The sequence below is a fragment of the Streptomyces sp. NPDC037288 genome (assembly GCF_055603265.1).
Map to the genome: position 1 here is coordinate 12318 of NZ_JBVJVY010000008.1, position 25570 is coordinate 37887.

Here is a 25570-nt window from a genome sequence, read left to right on the forward strand (position 1 = left end):
GTGGCACCCGGTCGGGGCCCGGTCCTAGCGTCGGTGCCATGACCTCGGAACTCAAGGGCACCGCCCAGCTGACCACCGCCATGATGCTCTCCGGCACCCTCGGCGTCTTCGTCGTCGAGTCGGGAGCCCCGCCCTTCGACGTCGTCTTCTTCCGTGTCCTGTTCGGCGCCCTCGCCCTCGGCGGCTATGTCACCGCCCGCGGCTGGCTGCGCGACCACGGCTTCACCCCGCGCACCCTCGGACTCGCCGTGCTCGGCGGGGTGTTCATCGTCTTCAACTGGGTGCTGCTCTTCCAGTCGTACCGGAACACGTCCATCTCCGTGGCCACGGTCGTGTACCACACCCAGCCGTTCTACGTGGTCCTCCTCGGCGCCCTGCTGTTCCGCGAACGGCTCACCGCCGCCAGGGCCGGCTGGATCGCCGTGGCCTTCGCCGGGCTGATCCTGGTCTCGGGCGTCACACCCGGCGACTTCGCGGGCGGCGGGTCGTACCTGACCGGCATCGGCCAGGCCCTCCTGGCCGCCCTGCTCTACGGCCTGTCCACCCTGGTCACCAAGCGGATCACCGGTGTCCGCCCGCATCTGATCGCCCTCGTCCAGGTCCTGGTCGGCATCCCGCTGCTGCTGCCCTTCGCGGACTTCGGCGCCATGGGCGGCACCGGCTGGGGCTGGGGCTGGCTCGCCGGGCTCGGTCTGATCCACACCGGCGTGATGTACGTCCTCATGTACGCCGCGTACGCCAAGCTGCCGACCTCGAAGATCGCCGTGCTGGCCTTCGTCTACCCGGCCGTGGCGATGCTGACGGACTGGGCGGTGTACGGCCACCACATCGGGCTCGTGCAGGCGCTGGGCGTCCCGCTGATCGTGACGGCCAGCCTCCGGGTCACCCTGGCCCGTCCTGCTCGGCGACCAGCCTCCGCGCCCGCTCCACGAACAGCCGCGCATGCGCCGGAAGCCGCTTCCCGGACCGCCACGCCAGCTGCGTCCGAAGCGTGAACGGCGGCTCCCAGTCCAGTCGTACGAGAGAGCCCTCCGCGAGTTCGGCGGCGACCGTCACCTCGGGCAGCAGCGCCACCCCGAGGCCGGCCGCCGCCGCGCGCTTGGTGGCCTCGATCGTGCCGAACTCCATGAACTCCACCGGCTTCAGCGCCGTCAGCTCCCGCTCGAACAGATCCCGGTAGGCGCAGCCCGGCTCGGTGGCCAGCAGGGGCTGCGCGGTCAGCTCCGCCGTCGTGACCGCCGCCTCGGCCAGGGCGTGCCCGGGCGCCGCCACCAGGGCCAGCGGCTCCACCGCCAGCACGGCGGTCTCCAGCCCCGGGTGCTCGGTCTCCTCCTCCATCAGGAACCCGACGTCGTAGGTGCCCTGACGCAACGCCTGCCGGGTCTCGTCGCCGATGGTGGTGCGCAGGGCGAGGCGCACCTTGGGATGGCGGTGGTGGAAGTACTCCAGCAGCGGCGGCAGCCGGTAGGAGGTCAGCGACTCCATCGTGCCGACGGTCAGGGTGCCGGACGGCTCCTCCGGCTCGACGACCACCGCCCGGGCCTCCTCGGTCAGCTCGATGATCTGCCGGGCGTACGGCAGCAGCCGCTCGCCGGCCTCGGTGAGCCGGATCCGGCTGCCGAGCCGGTCGAACAGCTCCACACCGAGGGAGGTCTCCAGGGTGCGGATCTGACCGGTCACACTGGACTGGGCGTACGCCAGCTCGGACGCGGCCCGGGTGAAGCTCAGTACCGTGGCGACCTTCTCGAAGGTGACGAGCAGCCGGAGTTCCATCACGTGTCCCGGTCGTCCTTGCGGAGGGACTTGAGGAACTCGGGGTTGTCGTCGGGCGCGACCCAGGCGGGTGCCGAGCCGCCGGCCGGGGCCTGCCGCACCCGGCCGGTGATCAGCCAGGCGACCGGACCGACCAGCACCTCGCCGAAGAGCAGGATGACGATCACCCACACCACCTTCGGCAGATGCCGCACCTCTTCCTCGGGGGTGTTCAGGCAGTCCACGAAGGCGTAGATCCACAGGGCCAGGACCAGCAGGAACGGCAGATACCTGAGCATTGGCGTGCGATCCCCCGACGAAGTGAGACGGCCCCGGTGACCGGGCCAGAGTAGCGGGTGGCCAGGATGGACACCGTCATGACCGCTGCCCGGGCACCGGGGGAAGGTGGCCGCGATGAAGGCAGGCGCGCGCAGGAGACGGGCGGCGGCCGGGCCGGCCGCCGGAGGACTGGCCCTCGGGGGCGTGCTGGTCGCGCAGGAGCTGGCCTCGCCGGTGTTCGGCAGCGGCAGGCGCCGCTGGCGAAGGACCCGGCATGCGCCCGGATCGCCGCGCACCACCCGGGCCGTCTGGACGGCGACCGGCGCGACCCGTTCACCTACGAGGGGCTCGCGGCCTGGGGCCACGGGAAGGTCCGACTGCGCTGCGGCCTCATCCCGCCCCCCGGCGAAGGACCCGTACATCGCCGTGAACGGCGTGGACCGGGTGCTGCGCGAGGGCGCCGCGCGCGACGGGCACGACCCGCTCGCCACCTACGGCCGCCGGCCCGCCGTCGAGGTGACGCTCTCTGGCTCGGTGCGGCAGACCGACACCCTGCTCATGGAGCTGAGCCGGCTGGTCGCACCGGTACGCCCGAGCGACCACTGCCTGGCCGGCCACCGAGCGGGGCTCAGCGCGTCCGGTCCGCCTTCTCGGCGAGCAGCGGACGCGTGATCGTGCGCGCGTCCGCCTCGGTGAGCCGGATCGGGCCGTGCGCGGCGATCTTTCCGTCCCGGTCGATGAACGGCGGGTACGGCAGCGCCTGCGCCAGGTACTTCCCGGGCAGCCGGTGGACGAGCTGCCGGCTGCCGGGGTCGTGCAGGCTCGGGTAGGCCAGGCGGTGGTCGCCCGCGAACGCCCGGCCCTGGGCGCGGTCGGCGTCGGTGTCCACGCCCAGCACCCGGAGGCCCTTGCCCGCCAAATGCCGCTGGGCCCGCGAGAGTCCGGGCGCCTCGGCACGGCACGGCCGCACCAGGAGGCCCGGACGTTGAGGACGACGACCTTGCCGCGGTAGTCGGACAGCCGGACGCGGCGGCCGTCGAGCGCGGTGCCGCCGAGATCGGGGGCGGCCTGGCGGTCGGCGGCCGGGACACGGATCACCGGGGACGCGGCGGAGCTGTCCGTGTCCTGCCGGGGCGTGCACGCGGCGAGCGCGACGAGCGGGACCAGGAGTCGTGACACGCGACGACGCCTCATGATCGACGAGTATCCCGGCCACGCCGGACCCCGGCCGGGCAGGGGTGGGCGCAGGGACGAAGCGGTAGGTCGGCGATACTGGGGCGCATGGCTTACGACGATCTTCGCTCCCTGCTGCGGGCGCTGGAGCGCGAGGGCGACCTCAAGCGCATCAAGGCCGAGGTCGACCCCTATCTGGAAGTCGGGGAGATCGTCGACCGGGTGCAGAAGTCCGGCGGCCCGGCCCTGCTCTTCGAGAACGTGAAGGGCTCGGCGATGCCGCTGGCCATGAACGTCTTCGGCACCGACCGCCGCCTGCTGAAGGCGCTGGGCCTGAAGTCGTACGGCGAGATCTCCGAGAAGATCGGCGGCCTGCTGCGGCCCGAGCTGCCGCACGGCTTCGTCGGTGTGCGCGAGGCGTTCGGCAAGCTCGGCGCGATGACGCACGTGCCGCCGAAGAAGGTCAGGGAGGCTCCGGTCCAGGAGGTCGTCCTGCACGGCGACGAGGTGGACCTCGACCGGCTCCCGGCGCTGTTCACCTGGCCCAAGGACGGCGGCTCCTTCTTCAATCTGGGGCTCACGCACACCAAGGACCCGGAGACCGGCATCCGCAACCTCGGGCTCTACCGCCTGCAGCGCCACGACCGGCGCACCATCGGCATGCACTGGCAGATCCACAAGGACAGCCGCAACCACTACCAGGTGGCCGCGCGCCGGGGCGAGCGGCTGCCCGTCGCCATCGCCTTCGGCTGCCCCCCGGCCGTCACGTACGCCTCCACCGCCCCGCTCCCCGGCGACATCGACGAGTACCTCTTCGCCGGGTTCATCGCGGGCAGGCGGACCGAGATGGTCGACTGCAAGACGGTGCCCCTGCAGGTGCCGGCTCAGGCCGAGGTCGTCCTGGAGGGCTGGCTGGAGCCCGGCGAGATGCTCCCGGAGGGCCCCTTCGGCGACCACACCGGTTTCTACACCCCGCAGGAGCCGTTCCCCGCGCTGAAGATCGACTGCGTGACGATGCGCAGGCGCCCGCTGCTGCAGTCGATCGTCGTGGGCCGCCCGCCCACGGAGGACGGCCCGCTGGGCCGCGCGACGGAGCGTTTCTTCCTGCCCCTGCTCAAGATCATCGTCCCGGACATCGTGGACTACCACCTGCCCGAGGCCGGCGGCTTCCACAACTGTGCGATCGTCTCGATCGACAAGAAGTACCCCAAGCACGCGCAGAAGGTGATGCACGCGATCTGGGGGGCGCACATGATGTCCCTGACCAAACTGATCGTGGTCGTGGACTCCGACTGCGACGTGCACGATCTGCACGAGGTCGCCTGGCGGGCCCTCGGCAACACCGACTACGCCCGTGACCTCACGGTCGTCGACGGCCCCGTCGACCACCTCGACCACGCCTCCTACCAGCAGTTCTGGGGTGGCAAGGCGGGGATCGACGCGACGAAGAAGTGGCCGGAGGAGGGCTACACCCGGGACGGGGGCTGGCCGGACATGGTCCTCTCCGACCCCGATACGGCGGCCCTGGTCGACCGCCGCTGGAAGGAGTACGGCCTGTGAGCAGCGCCTCCGCGGCGATCCCCCAGCCGGGACGCACGAAAGCCTTCCTGCGGCTGGTGATGATCGAGCACTCGGTCTTCGCGCTGCCCTTCGCCTACATCGCCTCCCTCACGGCGATGTACGAGGGGGACCGGAACATCCACTGGGGCCGGCTGCTGCTGGTCACCGTCTGCATGGTGGGCCTGCGCACGTTCGCGATGGCGGTCAACCGCATCATCGACCGCGAGATCGACGCCCGTAACCCCCGCACGGCCCACCGTGAACTGGTGACCGGCGCGATGTCCGTCCGGCACGCCTGGACGGGCGCCCTGATCGCCCTGGTGATCTTCCTCGGCGCGGCGGCCCTGCTGAACCCGCTGTGCCTGGCCCTCGCCCCGGTCGCCGTCATCCCGATGGTGGTGTACCCCTACGGCAAACGCTTCACGAACTTCCCGCAGGCCATCCTCGGCCTCGCCCAGTCCATGGGCCCCGTCGGCGGCTGGCTCGCCATCTCCGGTTCCTGGAGCGGGGACGCGGTGATCCTCGGCCTCGCCGTCGGCATCTGGATCGGCGGCTTCGACCTGATCTACGCCTGCCAGGACGTCGAGACCGACCGGGAGATCGGCGTCATGTCGGTCCCGGCCCGCTTCGGCATCCCGGCGGCGATCTGGGGCGCGCGGGCCTGCCACACGGTGACGACGGCCCTGTTCGTCTGGTACGCCCTGGCCACGCACGCCGGTGCCGCCTTCTGGCTGGGCCTGGCGATCGTGGCGGGTGCCTTCGTCTACGAACACCGCATCGTCCGCCCCCACGACCTGTCCCGTCTCAACCGGGCGTTCTTCTCGGTCAACGGGTTCATCGGCATTGCCCTGTTCGTGTGTGCCCTGCTGGATCTGCTGGTGCGCGGTCTGACGGTCTGACGAACCCCGGGCCACCCGGCCTGAGCCCTGGCCGACCCACCGGTACGCTCAAGGTGTGAACGCAGGAGAAACGCAGTGCGTGCCTTGGATCGTGGGGGTGTCCGGTGCTTCCGGGACGCCGTATGCGGCGGCCGTGCTGCGGGCGCTGCTGGAGGCGGGCGAGGCGGTCGACCTGGTGGTCAGCCGGGCCTCGCGGCTGACGCTGCTGGACGAGACGGGGATCTCGTTCCGGGACGCCCACTGGCAGGACGACCTGCGCGAATGGCTGGCCCGGGGCGCCGACGGCAAGCCCGGGACCTTCGACGTGGACGTCAGCGGGGTGCGGTACTGGAGCGCGGGCGACCTCGCCGCCGGTCCGTCCTCGGGGTCGTACCCGGCGAAGGGGATGCTCATCGTGCCCGCATCCACCGCCTGCGTGGCCGGTGTGGCGCTCGGGCTGTCCAAGGACCTGCTGCAGCGCGTGGCGAGCGTCACCCTGAAGGAGCGCCGGCCGCTGGTGGTCTCGGTGCGGGAGACGCCGCTGAACGGGCAGACCCTGCGCCACCTGGTCGCCCTGGACGACGCCGGGGCCACCGTCGTACCGGCCTCGCCCGCCTTCTACGCGGGCGCCACCCACATCCAGGACCTGGTCGACTTCGTCGCCGGGCGGGTGCTGGACGCGGCCGGCGTGCAGCACCGCCTGTACCGGCGCTGGAAGGGCGAGCTGGGCGGCGGCACGAACCAGTAACGCACATCGCGGGCACATCACAGTACGTCGCATCACTTCAGGAACTCTTCAGACCTCTTCAGCGGAAGGCTTCGATCGCATGGACGCGGTGGACAGGCAGCTCATCCAGGCCCTGAGGGAGAACGGCCGGGCCTCGTACGCGGAGCTGGGGCGCCTCGTCGGCCTGTCGGGCCCCAGCGTCACCGACCGCATCAACCGGCTGGAGGCGGCCGGTGTCATCACCGGCTACCGCGCCACGGTGAACGCGGCCTCGCTCGGTCTCGGCGTGACCGCCCTGATCGGCATCTCGCTCTCCGACGCCGCCGACCACGAGGACGTCGCGCAGCGGCTGCGGGACCTGCCGGAGATCGAGGACTGCTGGTTCATCGCCGGCGACGACTCCTACATGCTCAAGGTGCGCTCGTCGGACGTCGACGGTCTGGAGAGGACCATCCGCCGGCTGAGCGGCACCAAGGGCGTCTCCCGGACCCGTACCACCATCGTGCTGTCCACGAAGTGGGAGAACCGGGTCGGGGAGCTGCCCGAAGAGGTCTAGGGATACCGTTGGTCGGGCTGTCGTAGAAAGGTGTTGGCATGGACGTCGGGCTCAAGCGCGAGCTGGAGGAGAAGGTCCGCTCCGGTGAGCGGCTGACCCGCGAGGACGGCATCGCGCTGTACGAGTCGGACGACCTGGCGTGGCTCGGCGGCCTCGCCCACGAAGTGCGCACCCGCAAGAACGGCGACGTGGTGCACTTCAACGTCAACCGGCACCTGAACATGACCAACGTGTGCACGGCCTCCTGCGCCTACTGCTCGTTCCAGCGCAAGCCGGGCGAGAGGGACGCGTACACGATGCGCATCGAGGAGGCCGTCAAGCTCGCCAAGGCGATGGAGTCGGAGAACCTCACCGAGCTGCACATCGTCAACGGCCTGCACCCGAACCTGCCCTGGCGCTACTACCCGCGTTCGCTCAGGGAGCTGAAGCAGGCCCTCCCGAACGTCTCCCTGAAGGCCTTCACGGCGACGGAGATCCACCACTTCGAGACGATCAGCGGTCTGTCCGCCTCGGAGATCCTGGACGAGCTGATCGACGCCGGGCTGGAGTCGTTGACCGGCGGTGGCGCGGAGATCTTCGACTGGGAGGTCCGGCAGCACATCGTGGACCACCGCACCCACTGGGAGGACTGGTCCCGTATCCACCGCCTGGCGCACGAGAAGGGTCTGAAGACCCCGTGCACCATGCTCTACGGCCACATCGAGGAGCCGAGGCACCGGGTCGACCACGTTCTGCGTCTGCGCGAACTGCAGGACGAGACGAACGGCTTCCAGGTCTTCATCCCGCTGCGCTACCAGCACGACTTCGTGGACATGAAGGACGGCAAGATCCGCAACCGCCTTCAGGCCCGCACCCAGATGGCGACCGGCGCGGAGGCGCTGAAGACCTTCGCCGTCTCCCGGCTGCTGTTCGACAACGTCCCGCACGTGAAGGTCTTCTGGGTCATGCACGGCGTGCAGACGGCCCAGCTGGCCCTGCAGCACGGCGCGGACGACATGGACGGCTCGGTCGTCGAGTACAAGATCACGCACGACGCGGACAACTTCGGTACGCCGAACAAGCTCACCCGTGACGACCTGCTGGAGCTGATCCGCGACGCCGGCTTCCGCCCGGTGGAGCGCAACACGCGCTACGAGATCATCCGCGAGTACGACGGCCCCGACCCGGCACGCAGGGAGTCCCCCCAGCCGATGCGGGTCTGACACCAGGGGGCTCCGCCCCGTGGGTGAAAAGGCGAGGCACAAGGGGTACCCGCCCGGCATGGTTGCAACGAAGGCCCCCGAGGACGCCTACACGGCGGAGCCCTTCGTCCCGGACGGCGCCGGGCTCACCGCCCTGCGCCGGGCGGCGGCCGACTGCCGGGGCTGCCCCCTGCACCGGGATGCCACGCAGACGGTGTTCGGCGCGGGCAACGCGCACGCGCGCGTGATGCTCGTCGGCGAGCAGCCCGGCGACCAGGAGGACCGCCAGGGCAAGCCCTTCGTCGGCCCCGCCGGCAAGCTGCTCGACAGGGCGCTGGACGAAGCCGGTATAGACCCGGCGGACGCGTACGTCACCAACGCCGTCAAGCACTTCAAGTTCACCCGGGCCGAACCCCGCAAGCGCCGGATCCACAAGGCTCCGAGCCTGCGCGAGATGACCGCGTGCGGGCCGTGGCTCGCGGCGGAGCTGGCACTGGTCGAGCCCGAACTGATCGTGGTGCTGGGCGCGACGGCGGGGAAGGCGCTGCTGGGGTCGTCGTTCCGGGTGGGCGAGGTGCGCGGGACCGTACTGGAGCGGGAGATCCACGGCCGGCCCGAGCGGCTGGTGCCGACCGTGCATCCGTCGTCGGTGCTGCGGGCACAGGACGACGCGGACAGGAAGGCCGCGTACCAGGGCCTCGTGGCCGACCTGAAGGTGGCTGCCCGCGCCCTCGGGTAGGTGGCTGCACGCACCCTGCTCGGTAATAGATAAAGTGGCCCCATGCCGCTTACCTTCACTCTGGACCCGGCCATCACCCCCGCCCTGCGCGACGGCATCCTCGACCTGTGGACGGACGTGTCCAACGCGGGCGGCGCCGTGGGCTTCGTACCGCCGGTGGGCCGGGAGGACGTCCGGCCGGAGCTGGTGCGCCACTTCGTGGCCATGGCCGAGGGCCGTCACCGGCTGCTCGTCGGCTGCGACGAGACGGGCGCGCCGGCCGCGACCGCCTTCTTCTCCTTCAACACGCACCCGCTGCAGAAGCACTGGGTGTGGCTGTACACGGTGATGGTCCACCCCAGGCACCAGGGCAAGGGGTACGGCCGCGACCTGCTGGCGGTCGCCGCGGAGGCGGCCCGCGCCTTCGACGGCATCGACGCGATACGGCTGACCTGCCGGGGCGGCCTCGGCCTGGAGCGGTTCTACGGCTCCTGCGGTTACCAGGAGGTCGGCCGGGTGCCGGGCGCCGTCCGGGTGGCACCCGGCGACGACCGCGACGACGTGTTCATGCTGCTGCCCCTCGGCTGACCCCCCTGCAAGATCCCTTCCCCGTCGTGCTTCACTGGACGATGACCCCTTTTGGAATCGGACGAGTGGATTGAGATGCTCCGCTACACGCTGATGCGCCTCGGCATCTTCGCCGGCTGCCTCGTGGTCGTCTGGGGAGCCGTCTACTCCGGCATCTTCCCGCGCGGTTTCGGCGACTCCAACTTCCTGTGGGTGCTGCTGCTCTCGCTGGTGCTGTCGGCGCCGATCAGCTGGGTGGTGCTGCGCAAGGAGCGGGAGCGGGCCTCCGTGCAGATCGTCGGCAAGGTCGACCGGATGAAGGCCAACCTGGACGCCAACCGCAGCCAGGAGGATCTCGCCGACGACACCGCCCGGGCGCAGAGCCAGCCCTCCTGACCCACGGCCTGTCCGACGGCACGGCTCCCGGCACCCCGGGCCCCAATTAGTCTTGCCCTCATGGGTGGGGCGAAGACCAGACGGATGCCGCGTGCGGTGCGCGAGCAGCAGATGCTCGACGCCGCCGTGCGGATCTTCGGCCAACGCGGGTACATGGCCGCCTCGATGGACGAGATCGCCGAACTCGCGGGTGTCTCCAAGCCGTTGGTCTATCTGTACCTGAACTCCAAGGAAGACCTCTTCACCGCCTGCATCCGGCGTGAGGCCGGCGCCCTGACGGCGGCCGTCCGCGCCGGGGTCCGCACCGACCTGCCCGCCGACCGCCAGCTGTGGGACGGGCTCAGGGCCTTCTTCGCGCACACCGCGGAGCACCCCGACGCCTGGTCGGTGCTGCACCTCCAGGCCCGTACGCACGGGGAGCCCTTCGCGGGGGAGGCCGCCGCGATGCGTGAGGAGATCGTCACGTTCGTGACCCGGCTGGTCGCCGTCGCCGCACGGGGGGCCCACCGGGATCCCGACCTCCCCGAGCGTGAGGTCGCCGGACTCGCCGAGGCCCTGGTCGGGGCCGCGGAGTCACTGGCAGCCTGGGCCAACGCCACGCCCGGTGCCACCGCCCGGCAGGCAGCGGCCACCCTGATGAACTTCGCCTGGGCGGGCCTGGGCAACCTGATGGAGGGCCGGCCCTGGACGCCGCTCGGCTGACGGACCCCCACGTCCGAGGCGCCGCGCACCACGCGCCCGCGACGGCAGGGCCTCCTGGCGCCCGGAGGGATTCCCCCCTCCTCGGGCGGCCAGGAGGCCCTGTTTCGGTGAGCCGAAGGACCACGGCAGGCCGGTGTCCGGCCGATGCCCTACCTGCCTTCGCGCGGCATCACCACGGCGGACAGGACGGCGGGCACGGCGCCGACGAGCAGCATGATCACCGGCCAGGACGTCGCCGACAGCAGGCCGGGGATGATGACCGGGGTGATGAACGCACCCGCGAAGACCATCGTGTTCTCCAGCCCGAGCGCGGTGCCGGACCGCTCCTTGCCCGCCATGATCGCGATCTCGGCGTAGTGGACGCCGTGCCAGCCGCAGGAGAGCAGCCCCGCGAGGACCATCAGCCCGGCCGCCACCCAGGACGGTCCCGACTGGCACAGCGCGAGTCCGGCGAAGCAGACCGCGATGATCCAGCTGTAGACGATGACCAGGGTGCGGCGGTGCCGGCCGCCCCGGCTGTCGGTCCACCGCCCGCTCCACACCCGGGACACAGCGCCCATGGCCTGGACGGCGAACAGCAGACCGGAGATCGCCGTGAGACCCAGCCCGTGCACGGTGTGCAGGTAGATCGCGGCGAACGACAGGATCGTGAACTGCGGGAAGTCGAGCAGGAAGGCGCTGAAGGACACCCGCCAGATGCTCCAGCGGCGCAGCGGGCTGACGGTGTTGGTCGCCTTCAGACCCCCGGCGGGCAGGGGCGGCTCGTCCATCCAGCAGACGATGGCGAGGGTGGCGGCCAGGGAGAAGACGGTCAGGAAGGTGAAGACCGCCCGGAATCCGATGCCCATGGCGAGGGCGGGCAGAACCGCCGCACCGATGGCTCCGCCGAGGGGCACGGCCGCCACCCGGAGGCTGATGGCGAAGCCGTGGCTGCCGGGCGGGAACCAGCCCATCACCGCCCTGCCCGAGGCACTGTTGACACAGCCGCCGAGGGCGCCGGCGAGCAGCAGCACGGCGGACAACAGCCAGGAGGGCGGGCTGGAGTGTCCGGCCGGAACGAGGAAGGCCGCGGCCACGGCCAGGCACAACGTCGTGCCGGAGAGGCCTGAGATCAGTACCCTGCGCTCGCCGAAGCGGTCGGTGAGCAGGCCCCAGATGACTTCGGTGAGCGCTGCCCCGCAGGTCAGGGCGGCGAGCACCAGACCGAGCTGTCCGGTGGAGTAGTGGTAGTCGTTCTGGAGGACCGCGCTGGCCATGGGGATGCCCTGGAAGGCCGCGCTGAACGCGGCCTGCGCGAAGACGCCGATGCCGAGGACCCCCCACTTGTAGTGGGGTGAGTGGACCTTCCCCGACCTGCCGACGGGGAGGGGTTCCGCGGCGTTGTCGGCGACGGCTGTCGTGACCTTTGTGGACATGGTGTTGAGGATCCTTCTGTGAGCGGGGCGGGGAGAGGTCAGGCAGCGGAGGCCGGTGCGCCGTCCAGGGCCAGGCCGGTGTCCGGGGTCTCGCCGGGCAGCAGGGGCTCGGTGCGCTTCTCCCGGATGACGAGCAGGGTGCAGCCGCGCGGGCTGCTCACGCGGTGGACGCTGCCGGGCTCTTCGAGGACGAGGTGTCCGGCGGGGTAGATGTCGCCGTTGTCGTTGCGCAGTTCACCGTCCACGACCACGATCAGCTCGTAGCCGAGATGCCGGTGGAGGTCTCCGTGGGCTCCCGGCCCGAAGCGCGCGAGGTAGGCCTCCGCGCCGTCCGGGCCGGTCTCCTCGGCGGTGTAGAGCCAGTGGACGTCGACGGCCTCGCGTCCGGGCTGGACATAGGGCTGCCAGGTCAGGTCGTCGTGCTGCGCACCGCCGAGAAGGCCGGGGATGACACGGACATCGCGCTGCTGGTGGGTGTGGGCTGCGGGCATGGCGGAGGAGTCCTCTCAGATCTGGGAAGGGGCGTTCCGGGCGCTGTCGGGGGTGCCGCTGTGCAAGCGCGCGGCGACTTCGGCGCGGCGGACCTTGCCGGACACCGTGCGCGGCAGACTGCGGGCGAAGGAGACGCTGTGCACGCGCAGGGCGCGGGTGACGTGCAGGTCGACGTGGGCGAGGAGTTCGGCCGCCGTGGCCCGGTGGCCGGGTTCGAGTTCCACCACGGCGTGGGCGGCCTGGGTGAGGGCCGGGTGGGGCACGGGCACGACCGCGGCCTCGCGCACCGCGGGGTGCGTGCGCAGGACCGCTTCGAGTTCGTACGGGGAGACCCGGTGGCCTGCCGACTTGAAGACGTCGTCGCGGCGTCCGAGGAGGCGCACGTAACCGTCGCGGCCCAGTTCCCCGCAGTCCCCCGTCGCGTACAGGTCCTCGGTGAGGACGCGCCCGGTGCGCTCGGCGTCGTCGTCGTAACCGGGCATCAGTCCCACGGGCTGGTTCGCTCGTGACACGTACAGCTGGTCGTCCCGGACGGTGAGTTCCCAGCCCGGCAGCGGCTTGCCGGCCCAGCCGGGTTTGCCGGACAGGCCCGGAGTGGTGCCGACCAGCGCGGTCGTCTCGGTCTGGCCGTACCCCTCGCGGACGGTGACGCCCCACGCGGTCTGGACGGCCTCGGCCACCCGCGCGGGCAGCGGCTCTCCGGCCGTGGTGGCCTCCCGCAGCCGCGGCCGGGCCCGGTCGGCGTGCCGGGCCAGACGGCCCCACACCGCGGGTGGGGCGCAGAGACTGGCGATGCCCCGCTCCTGCAGGAACCGCGGCAGCCGCCCGGAGTCGACGATGTCGGCAGGCGGCACCACGAGCGTCGCCTCGGCGGTGAAGGGGACGAAGAAACTGGACCAGGAGTGCTTGGCCCAGCCGGGCTCGGAGATGTTCACATGCCGGTCGCCGGGCAGCAGCCCGTTGAAGTACAGGGACGACAGATGGCCGACCGGGTACGAGACATGGGTGTGGGTGACGAGTTTGGGTGCCGAGGTGGTACCGGAGGTGAAGTAGGCGAAGGCCGTGTCCGAGGCCGGGGTGGGGCCGGTGGGCAGGTACTGCGCCGGGGCGTGGCGGGAGTCGGCGTACGGGTGCCAGCCGGCGACGGGAGCACCGGCCGCGATGCGGGTTGCGGGCCCGTCGTGCTCCGACGGGTCCGACCGGTCGAAGAGCGGGGTGAGGTCACTGCGGCAGATCACATGGCGGACCCGGCCACGCCGGAGCCGGTCGGCGGCCTCCTTCCGGGTCAGGCTGGTGTAGGTGGGGATGGCCACGGCGCCGGTCTTCAGACAGGCCAGGAGCGTCTCCCACAGCTCCGCCTGCGCGCCCAGGACGATGAGCACCCGGTCGCCGCGCTGGACGCCCAGCCGGGTGAGCCAGGTGGCGAGCCGGTCGGAGCGGGCCGCGAGGTCCTGGTAGGAGATCTGCTGGACCCGGCCGTCGGGGCCGTGGAGTTCCAGGGCGGTGCGCGGGTTGTCGTGGGCGATGACGTCGAACCACTCCAGGGCCCAGTTGAAGTGGGTCAGGCGCGGCCAGGTGAAGGCCCGGCGGGCGGCTTCGTGGTCGGCGCGCAGTTCCTGGAGGAGGTCGCGGCTGCGGCGGAAGACGGTGTGGGCCAGGGTGTGGCGGAGGACGAAGTGGTCCGCGGTGTCCGGGTGCCGGGAGGTCATGCGCGGGCTCCTTCCAGTCCGCTGGGGGCGGCCGTGAGCCGGAGCGCTGCCAGCGCGTCCCCGGCGACGGCGTCGGCGTCCTTGGTGAAGTCGGTCCACGGGCCGGGCCGCGCGGATCCGACCTGCATGAACCAGCGCTGCCCCTCGGAGGGGATGCCGAGGACGTAGAGGCCGTCCGCCGCGGTCCCGGCGGTGGTCATCGGCCGGTACGGCGCATCGGTCGTGGTGACCCCGCCGGTGGCGAAGCCGTCCGTGCCGTGGTTGTTGCTCCAGGGGGTGGCCAGCCCGGTGTCGAGCAGGTGCCGGGTGAGCGGCGCGGGATCACGGGTGAGGTCCGGCGCGGGGATGCGGGCGTCGACGAGGACGTCGCAGTGCTGGAGCGACCCGCCGACCTGCGCGGAGCGGACCGTGAAGCGTTTGCCGGCCTCGTCCGTGCCGAACTCGGTCGCGGGACCCGCCACTTGCAGCACACCCGCCTGGAGCAGGGCGAGTGTCTGCCGCAGGCGTTGGGCCGGCGGGCCGGCGGCCAGGAAGGAGCTGAGCGGTGCGAACCAGCCGAGGAAGTCGTCGCGGTGCGATGCGGCGGTCAGGCCGCCGAAGTCGACCGCGCGGCGGATGGTTCCCCGCACGTCGCGCAGGACGTCCAGGGCCGCCTTGCGCGGACCGTGGTGGTTGCCCTGCCCGGCATGTGCGATGTCCTCCCGGATCCACCGCGTCAGAGCGGCGGTGAACTCGGCCGGACCGGTGAAGTCCTGCGGCCCGAACGGCCGCGCCAGGGCGTGGATGTCGAGGGGCTCCAGGTCCTCGATGCCGAGCCGGCGTGCCTCGGCACGGATGATCCGCTCGGCGTCCTTGGCGTCGGTCGCCTCCACGCAGGCAGCCGCACGGGCCACAAAGCGCTGCTCGGCCCGGTCCCCGCAGGCGCCGCGCACGGCGGTGGCGTAGTAGACGAGTTGCATCTCCGCGTGCAGCCAGGGCCAGACCTGCGTACGGAAGTTGAGCGGGGCGCCGGATGCGCGCAGGGCGGTGATGCGGTCCGGGGTGAACACGCGCGGCGTGTAACGCCACTGCGGGCCCTTCTGGTTGCGGCCACGCGCCGGCAGCGGTGCTCCGGAGCGGGAACCGGCCACGATGACGGGCTCCTGCCCGCAGGGCACGTACCGCAGGGCCCCTTCCTTCGTCTCGGTGAAGTGCCCGCCGCGTCCCGTGGTCAGGGCCGCGACGATGTCGTAGAACGTCAGGCCCATGCCGAGAACGGCGACCCGGCTGCCCGGTGCGATGTCGTCCAGCGGCATGTCGGCGGCGCTGTCGCCGCGGATGTACCGCACCGTCGGGTGGTCGTCGGCGAAACGGGCCAGGCGGTCCTGGTCCTCGGAGAGTTCGCTGCGGGGGTGGCCGGTGGTCAGCACCACCCGGTCGGCAGCGAGCAGTTCACCGTCGGAGAACTCCAGCTGCCAGCCGGCGTCGCCGGAGCGTTGCAGGGCGACGACGTGGCCGGTGCGGCGGCGCAGTGTCACGCCCGCGGGAAGTGAGTTCTCGACCGCGTCGAGCAAGAACTGCAGGTATCCGCCGTACAGGGCGCGGGGCGCGTAGGCGTTGGGGCCGGGCCACACGGTGTCGGCGGCGGCCCACCACTGGGCCAGGGAGGGGCCGGCACCCGCGCGGGCGGGACCGTCGTCCGCGGGACCCGAGAACATGGTCACTTCGCCGCAGGCGGTGTTCATCAGGAAGGCGGTGCTCTGGTCCGTGCGCCAGATGCGCCCCGCGCCGACCTGGTCCTTGTCGATCAGGACGATCTCGACGGGCCGGCCGGGCGCGGTCCTGCCCAGACGGGCGGCGATGCGCTCGACGACGGCCAGTCCGCGCGGGCCCGAACCGACGACCGCGACGCGGTAGGGGGCGGTGACCTGCGGGCGCGGGCGGGGCAACGCCGCCGCCAGCCGGTCGTGTGTGTCGGCGGTGTAGCGCAGCATGCCGAGCAGCCGGCTCGACGTGACGGCGAGACGGGTGGTGCCCGGGGCGGGCAGGGGCATGGCGCCCGTGTCGGACCACACCAGGCGGCCGTCGTCGCCGATGGTGCCGCGTGCCGTGCCCGCGTTGTCCCGGTGCAGGCAGAAGGGCACGTCCAGGAGGCCACGGGCGAAGGCTGCGCGCAGGCCGGAGCCGATGTCCGTTCCCTGCTCCAGGACGGTGGTGATGAGCTTCAGGGCCTCGGCGTAGACCGTCTCGTAGTCGACCTGCCGGGCCCAGGGAAGGCCGCAGCCGTCGTCCAGGGCTCGACGGGCGGCCTGTGCCGCCCGCTCCAGCGCGGAGACGTTCTCGGCGACGGTGGGGATCCGATGGGCCTCGGCGACGGTCTTGACGATGAGCCGCTGGGCACCACCGCGCACCGCGATCTGGGCCGACATGTCCAGGAGCAGTTCGGCGCCGGCCCGGGTGGCGGGGTAGACGCCCATGTAGGTGTAGAGGACCACGTGCCGGGCCACCCCGGTGGGCAGGAAGAGCTCGGCGAGATGATGCAGGGCCGCGAGCGCCTCGATGTCCTGGACGGGGTTGGTCTGCTGCGCGTACGACAGGGACACCGAGGACACCCCGTGCTGGGCGAAGAACATCGCTTCCAGCACGCTGATCGCCACGAGCAGCGACGGCGGGGACATCTGGCCGAGCATGCAGCCGCCGAAGGTCTCCAGGTGGGCACGCATTCCGTGGTCGGCCGCCTGCTCGGCGAGCTGCTGGGTGGCGTCGGTCCACGCGGACACCGCCTCGGCCAGCGGCAGCCGGGAGTAGGGCAGGCAGTAGGAGACCGGGCCGCCTTCGGACGCCGACAGCCCCGCGGCCACCATGGCCTCGAAGATGTGGGCGGGCCGTGCCGAGCCGTGCCGCACCTGGACGGGAATGGCGCCCGCGGCGGCGGCGACGCGCGCGGTGGTGTGCGGCCCGTGGTTGACGAGGGGGAAGCCGTTCAGCGCACGCCCCGCGGCGAGGGCCGCCTCGGCGCCCGCCATGTCCTCCACGCGGGTGTAGGAGTCGATGGTGAGGGTGCCCAGGGTCCGGGCGCGGGCGGCGGCGACGGCCGCCAGCCCGCCGGCCATGTCCTGCGGAGCCGACATGCCCATGCGGGGCTGTACGACCAACTGGCCCTGCCGTGCCGCCTGTTCCACGTAGGTCTGCATGTCGCCGGTGCGCGGCGATATGCCGGTCATGCGGCGACTCCCGGGGACTCCGCGCGGTGCGCCGTCAACTGGCGCAGTGCGGCGTCGAACTCGGCGGGACCGGCGCCGTCGGTGAAGACCGCGTCGAATCCCGCGGCCGACAGTTCCTCGGCCAGCTGCGGCTGGGCGGCGCCCTGGATGCCGAGCTTTCCGCCGATCATCACGGGGACGCGGGAGACCGCGCTGTCGCCGTCCTCCCGCACCTTCCTGATCAGCCGCAGACCGTCGATGTGGCCGTGGCCGTTGACCGAGGAGATGACCACGGCGTCGGGGCGCTGCGTGCGTATCTGCTCGACGAGCTCGGCGTCGGGGACGCATGGACCGAGGTTGGTCACCTCGTACCCGTTTTCTTCGAGGAGGAGCTGGAGGAACACGAGATTCCAGGTGTGGGAGTCGGAGGAGACCGTCGAGAGCAGCACGCGCCGGGCTCTGGACTGGATCGGTGACATGGGGAGAGCCTCCTGTCGGATGAGCCGCAGCCGGTGGTGCGGCTCCATCACGATCACGCGTCACGGGCCGGCGCCCCATACCGGTTCGGAGGTCGTGAACCGCGGTTCGCCTGCCGTGAACCGGGGCCGTGGAATCGCAAGGAAACGGTCAAGGGGAGGCCTGGAAGGTAAAGAGATGAACTTGGGTTTGTGTTTGTACCTGAGGGCAAAAACAGGCCGGTGTCGACGCTCGCGCATGTTCCATGGCTGCTCCGGTGATCCTGCTCGACTGCGCCTTCCGGCCTGGTCATCGAAGTGAGGCCGGATCAGGGAGTCGCCCGGCTCGTTCGTGCGCGAGGCACCGGAATGGCTGATACCGGGGGGTGTGTGTCAGGCGTGGGAGGCGGAGGCGGGTATCGCCTGGATGCGCGGTACATGCGATGTTGTTGCTTGAATGCGGTGCGGGTTCGGGGAGGGGACGCGGGCGTGGACGTGCAACGGCTGGAAACATTCGTCGCCGTGGCGGAGAGCGAGAGTCTGGCAGAGGCCGCGAAGCGTCTGGGCTATGCGCGATCGACGGTCACCAGTCACCTGCAGAGCCTCGAACGCTCCCTGGGCGCCGCCCTGCTGGAACGCAGGGCGACCGGACACCGTCTCACCCACGCCGGTGTCTGTCTCCTGGAGTACGCCAAGGACATCCTGGAGAAGATGGCGCAGGCCCAGACCGCGGTGACCGCCGCTGCCGAGAACGGCTCGCACACCACCTTGTCCATCGGCGCCACGGCGTCCCTGTGCACCTACCGCCTTCCCGGGTTTCTGCGCACCCTCGGCCGGCTGGTGCCGGACATCGAGGCGCAGGTGTTCGTCGGCGAGGTGGCCGAACTGCGTGCCCAGGTGAGCCGCGGTGAACTGTCCGCGGCACTCGTCAACTCCAAGACGGCCTCGGTGCAGCCGGCCCGGACGGCCGCACCGGAACAGGACAACCGCCGGCATCTGTGGATCGACCGGGCCGTGCTGATCGGCGCGCCGGAGACGGTGGCCCGCCCGTCCCGGCTGCTGCTCACGGCCCCCGGCTGCGTCTTCCGGGAGATCGCCGAGCACGAGGTGCTGCCCCGCCTGGGCCGCATCGACATACAGCAGGTGGGCAGCGTGGACGGGGTCAAGTCGTCCGCGCTGGCCGGACTGGGGCTCGGCCTCGTCCCGCTGATCGCCGTCGGGCCCCAGCTGGAGAACCGGCAGCTGGTGGAGATACCGCTGCCCCTGCCGTCCGTGACCACGGAGCTGATCTGGAACGCCGAGGTCACCCCCGCCCACGTGGTCCAGCACCTGAGGCGGCTCGGGCCGCAGCAGGCGCGGTCCCAGCCCGGCGGATCCCACCTGCCCGGTGTGCCGGCCGAAGCGGCCACCGGCCGGCCTCACGACGGACCGCCGCACGCCTGTGCCGCCCGCCCCAGGCCCGCGTAGCGGGACCCAACGGCCCGAGGGCTCCGGTCACATGGGGCCTCTCCCGCAACCCCCGAGGCTGCACATCCCCGGCTCCGGACCATCCCCGGACTCGCACAATTGCCTCACAGTGGAGTCGTACGATCACCTGCCTAACCAGCGGTAACCCCTTTCTCCGTATCTATGGGGGTCCGCCGCAGGTGCACGCACGCCACAGGAGCCGCTCGTGTCCACGCCGTACCCGAACGCCCCCGTCTCCGCCACCGACTACGACGGCCGCCCGGTCCTCGTGGAACCCTGGGTCCAGCGGCTGGACGGCACCGTACGGGAGGTGTCCGTACCGCCGTTCACGCCTCCGGTGAAACACGGCTCCCTCGCGGACCTGCCGTTCGACAACGCGGAGTCCGCGCCCGCCGCGATCGTGCTCAGCCGCAGGCTGCAGGACGGCCGCTGGACGGACCTGACGGCCGCGTACTTCGCCGAGCAGGTGCTCGCGGTGGCCAAGGGGCTGATCGCCGAGGGCCTGGTGCCGGGCGACCGCATCGCCGTCATGGCCCGTACGACGTACGAGTGGACGCTGCTCGACTTCGCCGCCTGGGCCGCCGGCCTGGTCACCGTGCCGGTCTACCCCACCTCCTCGGTCTTCCAGACCCGCTGGATCCTGCACGACTCCGGCGCCGTCGCCCTGATCACCGAGACCACCGCCCAGGCCTCCGCCATCGGCCCCGAACTCCAGCACCTGCCCGACCTGCGCCATCTGTGGGTGATGGACAAGGACCACGTGACCCGGCTCGCCGAGGCCGGCGCCCCGGTGCCGGACGGCGAAGTCGCCGTACGGCGCGGCATGCTGGGCCCCGACACCCTCGCCACGCTCATCTACACCTCCGGCACCACCGGCCGCCCCAAGGGCTGCGCGCTCTCGCACGGCAACTTCTTCGCCGAGGTCGACAACGCCATCGAACTGCTCCACCCGGTCTTCAAGGTCCAGGACGAGGAACCCTCGGTCCTCCTCTTCCTGCCGATGTCCCACGTCTTCGGGCGCATGGTGGCCATCGCCTGCGTCCGGGCCCGGGTCCGCCTCGGCCACGCGCCGAGCCTGGCCGCCGAGGACCTGCTGCCGGACCTGGCGGCCTTCAGGCCGACCGCCCTGCTGACCATCCCGTACATGCTGGAGAAGGTCTACAACTCGGCCCGGGCGAAGGCGGAGTCGGGCGGCCGGGCCGCGGTCTTCGACCGGGCCACCGCTGTCGCCCGGCGCTACGGGGAGGCGCTGGAGGCGCAGCAGACCGGCACCGGCAGCGGCCCGAGCCGCTCCCTGAAGACGGCCCGCAGCTTCTACGACCCGCTCGTCTATCGCAAGATCCGCTCCGCCATGGGCGGTCGCGTCCGGCACGCCGTCTGCGGCGGCTCCCCGCTCGGCCGGCGCCTCGCCGCGTTCTACGCCGGCGCCGGCATCGAGATCTTCGAGGGCTACGGCCTGACGGAGACCACCGGCGCCACGACCGTCACCCCGCCCCTCAAACCCCGCCTGGGCACGGTCGGCTGGCCGCTCCCCGGCACCCGCGTCCGCATCGCGGCGGACGGGGAGATCCTCGTCGCCGGCGACCATGTGCTGCGCGGCTACTGGGACCCCCGGGCCGGCGGAGTCGTCCCCGCGACCAGGGACGGCTGGCTGCCCACCGGCGACATCGGTGAGCTGGACGACGAGGGCTACCTCACCATCACCGGCCGCAAGAAGGAGCTGCTGATCACGGCGGGCGGCAAGTCGGTGGCCCCGGCCCCGCTGGAGAACTGGCTGCGCCAGCACCCGCTGATCTCCCAGGTGATGCTGGTCGGCGACGGCCGGCCATACGTCGCCGCGCTGATCACCCTCGACCCCGACGGCATCACCCACTGGCGGCAGATGATCGGCAAGCACCCGGTACCGCCGGAACTCCTCGTCGGGGACCCCGAGTTGGAGGCGGTCCTGCAGCGCGCGATCGACGAAGCCAACAGGCTGGTCTCCCGCCCCGAATCCATCCGCCGCTTCGCCGTACTCCCCGTGGACTTCACCGAGGCCGCCGGCCATCTGACGCCCTCCATGAAACTCCGCCGTGAGGCGATCACGCGGGACTTCTCCGGTGCGGTGGAGGGTCTGTACGGGGGCTGAGGCGACGGCGGTCGCGAGGAACCCGTCGACCACCTGGTCGTGATCGGTCGACACCCGCTCCTCGCTGGTCCCGCCTCGGTCCGGACGCTCGGCGGGGCGGGGAGCGGGTTGCCGCCTGGGTCGATCGCGGCCCGCCACCGATCCTCGTACGGCCCTGACGGCCAGTCAATCCTTGGGTTTTCTCAGTAAGTCCAAGTGTTAGCTTGGAGATTGTGACTCTCGAAGACCTCCGCGTGTTCGTGTCCGTGTGCCGCGCCGGCAGCCTCAGCTCCGTCGCGCGGGACCTCGGCTGCACCCAGTCCGCCGTGAGCCAGCACGTGAAGCGGCTGGAGAAGGAGACCGGGGTCGCGCTGCTGGAACGGCAGCCGCGGGGCGTGGTCCCCACGCAGGCCGGCCGGATCCTGGAAGCGGCGGCGGCCGAGGGCATATCCGGCCTCGACCTCGCGGTACGGCAGCTGCGTGACCTCGTCGACGGCCACAGCGGGTACGTCCGCGTCGCCACCGGCGCCACCACCGTCCGGCACTTCATGTCCGACGCGGTGGTCACCTTCCGCCGCCGTCACCCCAAGGTCAACCTGGAGTTCCGTACGGTCAGTTCCGGGCGCGGCACCTTCGACGCCCTGGCCGACGGCACCCTCGACCTGGCGTGGATCACCGTCGGCCCCCGGGTCCGCGGCATCGAGCAGCGGACGGTCGCGGAACTGCCCTGGCTGCTCGCCCTCCGCGCCGACGACCCCCTCGCCGAACGGCCGGATCTCGACCCCGCGGAACTGGCCGACGTACGCCTCATCCGCCTGCCTCCCAACTCCACCTCCGCGGCCCACCTCGACGCGGCCTGCGCCGAGCTGGGCGCGCGGTTCGCCTACGACACGAGCGTCGCCGACTGGGACACGGCGCTGCTGCTGGCCGAGCTGGGGGTGGGCCGGGCGGTCGTCCCCGCCGTACCCGGGCTGCCGGTACCGGGGAAGGGCGACCTACGGCTGGTCCCGCTACGGGGCCTGCGCCCCCTCCCGGTCGGCTGGGCCGTCCGCCGCTGGGACGCCCTCAGCCCTCCGGCACGGGCCTTCGCGGACACGGTCGCCGCCGCCCGCTGAGCGAGAGTTCCGCCCATACCGTCTTGCCGACGGTGCGCGGCGCCACGCCCCAGCGGGCCGACAGCACGAGTACGACCACGAGTCCGCGCCCGTGCTCGTGGTCCGGCCCGCCGGTCAGGAACCGCAGCTCCTTGTCTCCCCGGGCGTCACTCACCTCGATACGCAAGACGTCCCTCCCGGGCAGCAGCCGGAGCCGCAGCCCGAAGCCCCGGCCCGGCACCCGGCCGTGGGTGACGGCGTTCGCCGCGAGCTCGGCGACGAGGAGCTGAGCGGTCCAGTTCGGGTCGCCGTCGTGCCGGTGTCCCCAGGTGTCCCACATCCGCCACTCGAAGCAACCCGCCGCCCCTCACCTCACCCTCACCCCGTCCGCCTGGTCACCCTTTCTTCTGGGCGAGAAGGAACGCCTGGCCCGCTGACTCCTGCAGCGCGGTGTCCCGTTCGCGCACGGTGCTGGAGCGGAGGGCGAAGCCGCCGTCGGCCAGCAGCCCGGCCATGAACTCGGGACGACGCCGCTCGAAGTCCAGGCTCACCGGACGCCCCCACGGCCGAGCCAGGCGGCGCGGCTCGTCTCCCGTCTGGAAGGCGAGCAGGAGATGACCGCCAGGAGCCAGCACACGCGAGAACTCGGAGAAGAGGCGAGGGAGTTCGTCCACGGGTGTGTGAATACTGGAGTACCAGGAGACGACCCCGGCGAGGGAACCGTCGTCAAGAGGCAACTCCAGCATCGACCCCTGCCCGAACCGCAGAGCGGGATACTCGCGGCGGGCGATGGCGAGCATCGACTCGGAGAGGTCGAGGCCGAAGACGGACAGGCCCAGGCCGGCGAGGTGGGCTGTGACGGCCCCGGGCCCGCAGCCGAGGTCGGCCACCGGCCGGTCCGGGCCGACCAGTTCGGCGTACGCGGCCAGCAGAGCCCGGTCCAGCGGCCTGTGGGCGAGCGGATTCCGGAAGTGGTCGGCGTAGTCCTCGGCGACCGCGTCGTAGAAGGTGCGGGTGGCGGTGAGGAAGTCCTCGGTGTCGGTCATGTCGGGGGACGGTAACGGCGCGTACTGACACCGGCGTCGGGCTTCTAGCCGACCCCCGCCAGCCGCAGCACCGCGGTCGTCGCCGCGGCACCGAGCACCACCACCGCGAACGGGGCCCGGCGCCAGGCCAGCAGGCCGCCGACCAGGACCCCGGCGGGCCGGGTCCAGCCCGCGAAGCCGCCGGACTCCGTCAGCGCACCGGTGGCCAGGAGGGCGACGAGCAGCACCACCGCCCCGGTCGAGGCGAGTTCCTGCGCCCGGGCCGGTATCTCGACCCGCCCGTGCAGCACCGGCCCCACCAGCCGGAAGGCATACGTGCCCAGGGCCAGCGCGAGGATCACGAGGACGGTGGCGTTCATACGGCGGCCTCCACGGGCTGTCGGCGATACAGGAAGAGCCCCGCCAGAGCGAGCAGCACCGGCACCCCGGCAGGCACGGCGGGCGTCGCCGCGAGGGCGAGGACGGCGCCGAGCACGGCACACCGCCGTACCGCCGCGTCCTTCCGCAGCTGGGGCAGCACCAGCGCGACCAGCACGGCGGGGAACGCGGCGTCGAGCCCGTACCGGGCCGTGTCGCCCAGTGCGCCCCCGGCGAGCGCGCCCGCCAGCACCCCGGTGTTCCACACGGCGAACAGCCCGAGCCCGGAGATCCAGAAGGCCCGCCGCTGCCGTACCGGGTCGGGCTGGGCGAGGGCGAAGGCGACCGTCTCGTCGGTGACCAGGTGGGCGCCGAGGAACCGGGCCGCCTTCCCGGCCCCGAGGATCTCGGCGACGGCCAGGCTGAAGGCGGCGGTACGGGTGTTCAGCAGCAGCCCGGTGGCCGCAGCCGCGAGCGGGCCGCCCCCGGCGAGCAGCACCCCCACCGCGCTGAACTGGGCAGATCCGGCGTACACCACCAGGGACATCAGCACCGGCACCCACACCGGCAGCCCGCCCGCGACGGAGACGGCGCCGAAGGAGACGCCGACGACGCCGCTGGCGATCCAGACGAGCGAGCTGTCGCGGAGCAGGGAACGGTCCGCGGGTGTTCGGAGAAACGAACGCATGTTTCCTACAATGGACAGTGGGCACACTGTCCGTCAAGCCGAACGATCGTACCGATGGAGCGAACGACATGTCCGAGCCTCCCGCCCGGCTCCCCGTGGAGTGGATCGCCGCATCGCTCAAGCGCGAGCGCACCCGCACCGGGCTGTCCCTGTCCGAGCTGGCCAAACGCGCCGGAATCGCGAAGTCCACGCTCTCCCAGCTGGAGGCGGCGAGCGGCAATCCCAACGTGGAGACGCTCTGGGCGCTCGCGGTCGCGCTGGGGGTGCCGTTCAGCGCGCTGGTGGAGCCGCCGGTGCCGAGCGTCCAGGTGATCCGGGCCGGCGAGGGCCCGGCGGTCGCCTCGGCGCAGGCGAACTATGTCGCCACCCTGCTGTCCGCGAGCCCTCCTTCGGCCCGGCGGGACATCTACCGCCTGAGCGCCGAGCCCGGGGCGGCCCGCGTGTCGGAACCGCACATCCCCGGCACGGTCGAGCATCTGATCGTGGGCTCCGGCCGGCTGAAGGCGGGCCCGGCGGGGGAGGAAGCCGAACTCGGCGCCGGGGATTACATGACCTATAGGGGAGATGTGCCGCACTCGTACGAGGCGCTGGAGCCGGGCACGACCTTCGTCCTCGTCATGCAGCACACGTAGAGAATTCGCACAGAATTCATCGACGGCCGGGGATCGGCGACCGGGGCCAACGGCCGGGGAGGGAAAGGCAGGAGCCCCGTCGCCGGAACGGCGCGGGGCTCCTTGGGTACTGCTCTCAGGTTCTGCGATCAGGCAGTGATCAGACGGGGGTGACGTTCTCCGCCTGCGGACCCTTCGGGCCCTGCGTCACGTCAAAGCTCACCTGCTGGTTCTCCTCGAGGGAGCGGAAGCCGGAGGCGTTGATCGCGGAGTAGTGAACGAAGACGTCGGGGCCGCCGCCCTCCTGGGCGATGAAGCCAAAGCCCTTTTCGGCGTTGAACCACTTCACGGTTCCGGTAGCCATAAGCCCTCCTTGGGCCCAAAAGGGTTGCCCTGCTCCAGAACCTGCACGTGCGAAACGGTGCTGCACAACTGCATTCGTCTGAAAACGACGAGAG

General features: G+C 71.7%; 29 protein-coding genes. 16 read left to right on the forward strand and 13 right to left on the reverse strand.

Annotated elements, in window-relative coordinates; genetic code table 11:
• Positions 1-38 precede the first annotated feature (38 nt).
• Positions 39-995, forward strand: a complete 957-nt coding sequence (locus ACZ7GZ_RS11895) for a DMT family transporter (protein ID WP_471023194.1) — start codon at positions 39-41, stop codon at positions 993-995.
• Here the strand turns inward: ACZ7GZ_RS11895 and ACZ7GZ_RS11900 are convergent.
• Together ACZ7GZ_RS11900 and ACZ7GZ_RS11905 are read right to left on the reverse strand one after the other, a co-directional pair.
• A complete protein-coding gene (locus ACZ7GZ_RS11900; protein WP_471023646.1) occupies positions 883-1773 on the reverse strand; it encodes a LysR family transcriptional regulator in 891 nt (296 codons plus the stop codon). The genes ACZ7GZ_RS11895 and ACZ7GZ_RS11900 overlap by 113 nt on opposite strands.
• Positions 1773-2051, reverse strand: coding sequence for a PLD nuclease N-terminal domain-containing protein (locus ACZ7GZ_RS11905; protein WP_471023197.1), 279 nt, complete (start codon positions 2049-2051; stop codon positions 1773-1775). Before ACZ7GZ_RS11905 ends, ACZ7GZ_RS11900 begins: the two co-directional genes overlap by 1 nt.
• A 115-nt stretch (positions 2052-2166) precedes the next feature.
• On the opposite strand from ACZ7GZ_RS11905, the gene ACZ7GZ_RS11910 reads away from it, so the two are divergent.
• Positions 2167-2703, forward strand: coding sequence for a hypothetical protein (locus ACZ7GZ_RS11910; RefSeq protein ID WP_471023200.1), 537 nt, complete (start codon positions 2167-2169; stop codon positions 2701-2703).
• Here the strand turns inward: ACZ7GZ_RS11910 and ACZ7GZ_RS11915 are convergent.
• Positions 2660-3247 carry a TlpA family protein disulfide reductase gene (locus tag ACZ7GZ_RS11915; RefSeq protein ID WP_471023202.1) on the reverse strand — a complete coding sequence of 196 codons (588 nt, stop codon included), beginning with the start codon at positions 3245-3247 and terminating at the stop codon, positions 2660-2662. The two genes, ACZ7GZ_RS11910 and ACZ7GZ_RS11915, sit on opposite strands and share 44 nt — an antisense overlap.
• Positions 3248-3312: 65 nt before the next feature.
• On the opposite strand from ACZ7GZ_RS11915, the gene ACZ7GZ_RS11920 reads away from it, so the two are divergent.
• The 9 genes from ACZ7GZ_RS11920 to ACZ7GZ_RS11960 all read left to right on the forward strand — a co-directional run bounded on the left by ACZ7GZ_RS11920 (position 3313) and on the right by ACZ7GZ_RS11960 (position 10489).
• A complete protein-coding gene (locus ACZ7GZ_RS11920; RefSeq protein WP_471023205.1) occupies positions 3313-4764 on the forward strand; it encodes a menaquinone biosynthesis decarboxylase in 1452 nt (483 codons plus the stop codon).
• On the forward strand, positions 4761-5663 hold the full coding sequence (gene mqnP / locus ACZ7GZ_RS11925) for a menaquinone biosynthesis prenyltransferase MqnP (protein ID WP_471023208.1): 903 nt from the start codon (positions 4761-4763) through the stop codon (positions 5661-5663). Before ACZ7GZ_RS11920 ends, mqnP begins: the two co-directional genes overlap by 4 nt.
• Positions 5664-5742: 79 nt before the next feature.
• A complete protein-coding gene (locus ACZ7GZ_RS11930; RefSeq protein WP_471023211.1) occupies positions 5743-6390 on the forward strand; it encodes a UbiX family flavin prenyltransferase in 648 nt (215 codons plus the stop codon).
• Between the two features lie 79 nt (positions 6391-6469).
• Positions 6470-6925 carry an Lrp/AsnC family transcriptional regulator gene (locus tag ACZ7GZ_RS11935; protein ID WP_031166822.1) on the forward strand — a complete coding sequence of 152 codons (456 nt, stop codon included), beginning with the start codon at positions 6470-6472 and terminating at the stop codon, positions 6923-6925.
• A 38-nt stretch (positions 6926-6963) separates the two neighbouring features.
• A complete protein-coding gene (mqnE, locus tag ACZ7GZ_RS11940) occupies positions 6964-8127 on the forward strand; it encodes an aminofutalosine synthase MqnE (RefSeq protein WP_471023214.1) in 1164 nt (387 codons plus the stop codon).
• A 58-nt stretch (positions 8128-8185) separates the two neighbouring features.
• Positions 8186-8845, forward strand: coding sequence for a UdgX family uracil-DNA binding protein (locus tag ACZ7GZ_RS11945; RefSeq protein WP_471023217.1), 660 nt, complete (start codon positions 8186-8188; stop codon positions 8843-8845).
• 42 nt (positions 8846-8887) lie between these two features.
• A complete protein-coding gene (locus ACZ7GZ_RS11950) occupies positions 8888-9412 on the forward strand; it encodes a GNAT family N-acetyltransferase (protein WP_471023219.1) in 525 nt (174 codons plus the stop codon).
• Between the two features lie 75 nt (positions 9413-9487).
• Positions 9488-9787: a DUF4229 domain-containing protein gene (locus ACZ7GZ_RS11955; RefSeq protein ID WP_471023222.1), complete on the forward strand. Its 300-nt coding sequence runs from the start codon at positions 9488-9490 to the stop codon at positions 9785-9787.
• Between the two features lie 60 nt (positions 9788-9847).
• A complete protein-coding gene (locus ACZ7GZ_RS11960) occupies positions 9848-10489 on the forward strand; it encodes a TetR/AcrR family transcriptional regulator (protein ID WP_471023225.1) in 642 nt (213 codons plus the stop codon).
• 149 nt (positions 10490-10638) lie between these two features.
• On the opposite strand, the gene ACZ7GZ_RS11965 is transcribed toward ACZ7GZ_RS11960, so the two are convergent.
• Genes ACZ7GZ_RS11965 through ACZ7GZ_RS11985 form a run of 5 tightly spaced genes read right to left on the reverse strand, consistent with a single transcriptional unit; the run spans position 10639 to position 17766 of the window.
• Positions 10639-11904 (reverse strand): MFS transporter, encoded by a 1266-nt coding sequence (locus tag ACZ7GZ_RS11965; RefSeq protein ID WP_471023228.1) that lies wholly within the window; start codon positions 11902-11904, stop codon positions 10639-10641.
• Positions 11905-11942: 38 nt separating this feature from the next.
• Positions 11943-12395: a cupin domain-containing protein gene (locus tag ACZ7GZ_RS11970; RefSeq protein WP_471023231.1), complete on the reverse strand. Its 453-nt coding sequence runs from the start codon at positions 12393-12395 to the stop codon at positions 11943-11945.
• Positions 12396-12410: 15 nt separating this feature from the next.
• Complete coding sequence (locus ACZ7GZ_RS11975; protein ID WP_471023233.1) at positions 12411-14105, reverse strand: acyl-CoA synthetase; 1695 nt, start codon at positions 14103-14105, stop codon at positions 12411-12413.
• Positions 14102-17308 carry an FAD/NAD(P)-binding protein gene (locus ACZ7GZ_RS11980; protein WP_471023236.1) on the reverse strand — a complete coding sequence of 1069 codons (3207 nt, stop codon included), beginning with the start codon at positions 17306-17308 and terminating at the stop codon, positions 14102-14104. The genes ACZ7GZ_RS11975 and ACZ7GZ_RS11980 overlap by 4 nt, the downstream gene beginning before the upstream one ends.
• A complete protein-coding gene (locus tag ACZ7GZ_RS11985; protein ID WP_471023239.1) occupies positions 17305-17766 on the reverse strand; it encodes a cobalamin B12-binding domain-containing protein in 462 nt (153 codons plus the stop codon). Before ACZ7GZ_RS11985 ends, ACZ7GZ_RS11980 begins: the two co-directional genes overlap by 4 nt.
• 465 nt (positions 17767-18231) lie before the next feature.
• Here ACZ7GZ_RS11985 and ACZ7GZ_RS11990 point away from each other — a divergent pair, with 465 nt between their 5' ends.
• From ACZ7GZ_RS11990 to ACZ7GZ_RS12000, 3 genes are all read left to right on the forward strand, one after another.
• The gene (locus tag ACZ7GZ_RS11990; protein WP_471023241.1) at positions 18232-19209 is read left to right on the forward strand and encodes a LysR family transcriptional regulator; all 978 of its coding nucleotides are present in this window, start codon (positions 18232-18234) and stop codon (positions 19207-19209) included.
• Positions 19210-19414: 205 nt separating this feature from the next.
• Positions 19415-21337 (forward strand): AMP-dependent synthetase/ligase, encoded by a 1923-nt coding sequence (locus tag ACZ7GZ_RS11995; protein WP_471023243.1) that lies wholly within the window; start codon positions 19415-19417, stop codon positions 21335-21337.
• Between the two features lie 212 nt (positions 21338-21549).
• On the forward strand, positions 21550-22431 hold the full coding sequence (locus ACZ7GZ_RS12000) for a LysR family transcriptional regulator (protein WP_471023245.1): 882 nt from the start codon (positions 21550-21552) through the stop codon (positions 22429-22431).
• On the opposite strand, the gene ACZ7GZ_RS12005 is transcribed toward ACZ7GZ_RS12000, so the two are convergent.
• On the reverse strand, positions 22382-22750 hold the full coding sequence (locus tag ACZ7GZ_RS12005; protein WP_471023247.1) for an ATP-binding protein: 369 nt from the start codon (positions 22748-22750) through the stop codon (positions 22382-22384). The two genes, ACZ7GZ_RS12000 and ACZ7GZ_RS12005, sit on opposite strands and share 50 nt — an antisense overlap.
• Between ACZ7GZ_RS12005 and ACZ7GZ_RS12010 the strand changes: the two genes are divergently transcribed.
• Entirely contained in the window at positions 22740-22847 is a 108-nt protein-coding gene (locus tag ACZ7GZ_RS12010) for a DUF397 domain-containing protein (protein ID WP_471023248.1), read from the forward strand. The two genes, ACZ7GZ_RS12005 and ACZ7GZ_RS12010, sit on opposite strands and share 11 nt — an antisense overlap.
• On the opposite strand, the gene ACZ7GZ_RS12015 is transcribed toward ACZ7GZ_RS12010, so the two are convergent.
• The 3 genes from ACZ7GZ_RS12015 to ACZ7GZ_RS12025 are packed head-to-tail and all read right to left on the reverse strand — an operon-like array spanning position 22806 to position 24501.
• Entirely contained in the window at positions 22806-23456 is a 651-nt protein-coding gene (locus ACZ7GZ_RS12015) for a class I SAM-dependent methyltransferase (protein ID WP_471023251.1), read from the reverse strand. The two genes, ACZ7GZ_RS12010 and ACZ7GZ_RS12015, sit on opposite strands and share 42 nt — an antisense overlap.
• Positions 23457-23500: 44 nt before the next feature.
• Positions 23501-23815 carry an AzlD domain-containing protein gene (locus ACZ7GZ_RS12020; RefSeq protein WP_471023253.1) on the reverse strand — a complete coding sequence of 105 codons (315 nt, stop codon included), beginning with the start codon at positions 23813-23815 and terminating at the stop codon, positions 23501-23503.
• Positions 23812-24501 carry an AzlC family ABC transporter permease gene (locus ACZ7GZ_RS12025; RefSeq protein ID WP_471023255.1) on the reverse strand — a complete coding sequence of 230 codons (690 nt, stop codon included), beginning with the start codon at positions 24499-24501 and terminating at the stop codon, positions 23812-23814. The genes ACZ7GZ_RS12020 and ACZ7GZ_RS12025 overlap by 4 nt, the downstream gene beginning before the upstream one ends.
• Before the next feature lie 68 nt (positions 24502-24569).
• Between ACZ7GZ_RS12025 and ACZ7GZ_RS12030 the strand changes: the two genes are divergently transcribed.
• A complete protein-coding gene (locus ACZ7GZ_RS12030; protein WP_471023256.1) occupies positions 24570-25133 on the forward strand; it encodes a helix-turn-helix domain-containing protein in 564 nt (187 codons plus the stop codon).
• 139 nt (positions 25134-25272) lie between these two features.
• Here the strand turns inward: ACZ7GZ_RS12030 and ACZ7GZ_RS12035 are convergent, their stop codons facing one another.
• Positions 25273-25476 carry a cold-shock protein gene (locus ACZ7GZ_RS12035; protein WP_003992177.1) on the reverse strand — a complete coding sequence of 68 codons (204 nt, stop codon included), beginning with the start codon at positions 25474-25476 and terminating at the stop codon, positions 25273-25275.
• Positions 25477-25570 lie beyond the last annotated feature (94 nt).

Coding starts and splice junctions, on each gene's coding strand:
- ACZ7GZ_RS11900 (WP_471023646.1), bottom strand. CDS start 1,773: ATGGAACTCCGGCTGCTCGTCACCTTCGAGAAGGTCGCCACGGTACTG.
- ACZ7GZ_RS11960 (WP_471023225.1), top strand. CDS start 9,848: ATGGGTGGGGCGAAGACCAGACGGATGCCGCGTGCGGTGCGCGAGCAG.
- ACZ7GZ_RS11910 (WP_471023200.1), top strand. CDS start 2,167: ATGAAGGCAGGCGCGCGCAGGAGACGGGCGGCGGCCGGGCCGGCCGCC.
- ACZ7GZ_RS11985 (WP_471023239.1), bottom strand. CDS start 17,766: ATGTCACCGATCCAGTCCAGAGCCCGGCGCGTGCTGCTCTCGACGGTC.
- ACZ7GZ_RS11965 (WP_471023228.1), bottom strand. CDS start 11,904: ATGTCCACAAAGGTCACGACAGCCGTCGCCGACAACGCCGCGGAACCC.
- ACZ7GZ_RS12035 (WP_003992177.1), bottom strand. CDS start 25,476: ATGGCTACCGGAACCGTGAAGTGGTTCAACGCCGAAAAGGGCTTTGGC.
- ACZ7GZ_RS11935 (WP_031166822.1), top strand. CDS start 6,470: ATGGACGCGGTGGACAGGCAGCTCATCCAGGCCCTGAGGGAGAACGGC.
- ACZ7GZ_RS11945 (WP_471023217.1), top strand. CDS start 8,186: ATGGTTGCAACGAAGGCCCCCGAGGACGCCTACACGGCGGAGCCCTTC.
- ACZ7GZ_RS11955 (WP_471023222.1), top strand. CDS start 9,488: ATGCTCCGCTACACGCTGATGCGCCTCGGCATCTTCGCCGGCTGCCTC.
- ACZ7GZ_RS12020 (WP_471023253.1), bottom strand. CDS start 23,815: ATGAACGCCACCGTCCTCGTGATCCTCGCGCTGGCCCTGGGCACGTAT.
- ACZ7GZ_RS11980 (WP_471023236.1), bottom strand. CDS start 17,308: ATGACCGGCATATCGCCGCGCACCGGCGACATGCAGACCTACGTGGAA.
- mqnE (WP_471023214.1), top strand. CDS start 6,964: ATGGACGTCGGGCTCAAGCGCGAGCTGGAGGAGAAGGTCCGCTCCGGT.
- ACZ7GZ_RS11970 (WP_471023231.1), bottom strand. CDS start 12,395: ATGCCCGCAGCCCACACCCACCAGCAGCGCGATGTCCGTGTCATCCCC.
- ACZ7GZ_RS11920 (WP_471023205.1), top strand. CDS start 3,313: ATGGCTTACGACGATCTTCGCTCCCTGCTGCGGGCGCTGGAGCGCGAG.
- ACZ7GZ_RS12025 (WP_471023255.1), bottom strand. CDS start 24,501: ATGCGTTCGTTTCTCCGAACACCCGCGGACCGTTCCCTGCTCCGCGAC.
- ACZ7GZ_RS11950 (WP_471023219.1), top strand. CDS start 8,888: ATGCCGCTTACCTTCACTCTGGACCCGGCCATCACCCCCGCCCTGCGC.
- ACZ7GZ_RS12030 (WP_471023256.1), top strand. CDS start 24,570: ATGTCCGAGCCTCCCGCCCGGCTCCCCGTGGAGTGGATCGCCGCATCG.
- ACZ7GZ_RS12005 (WP_471023247.1), bottom strand. CDS start 22,750: ATGTGGGACACCTGGGGACACCGGCACGACGGCGACCCGAACTGGACC.
- ACZ7GZ_RS11975 (WP_471023233.1), bottom strand. CDS start 14,105: ATGACCTCCCGGCACCCGGACACCGCGGACCACTTCGTCCTCCGCCAC.
- ACZ7GZ_RS11905 (WP_471023197.1), bottom strand. CDS start 2,051: ATGCTCAGGTATCTGCCGTTCCTGCTGGTCCTGGCCCTGTGGATCTAC.
- ACZ7GZ_RS11895 (WP_471023194.1), top strand. CDS start 39: ATGACCTCGGAACTCAAGGGCACCGCCCAGCTGACCACCGCCATGATG.
- ACZ7GZ_RS12015 (WP_471023251.1), bottom strand. CDS start 23,456: ATGACCGACACCGAGGACTTCCTCACCGCCACCCGCACCTTCTACGAC.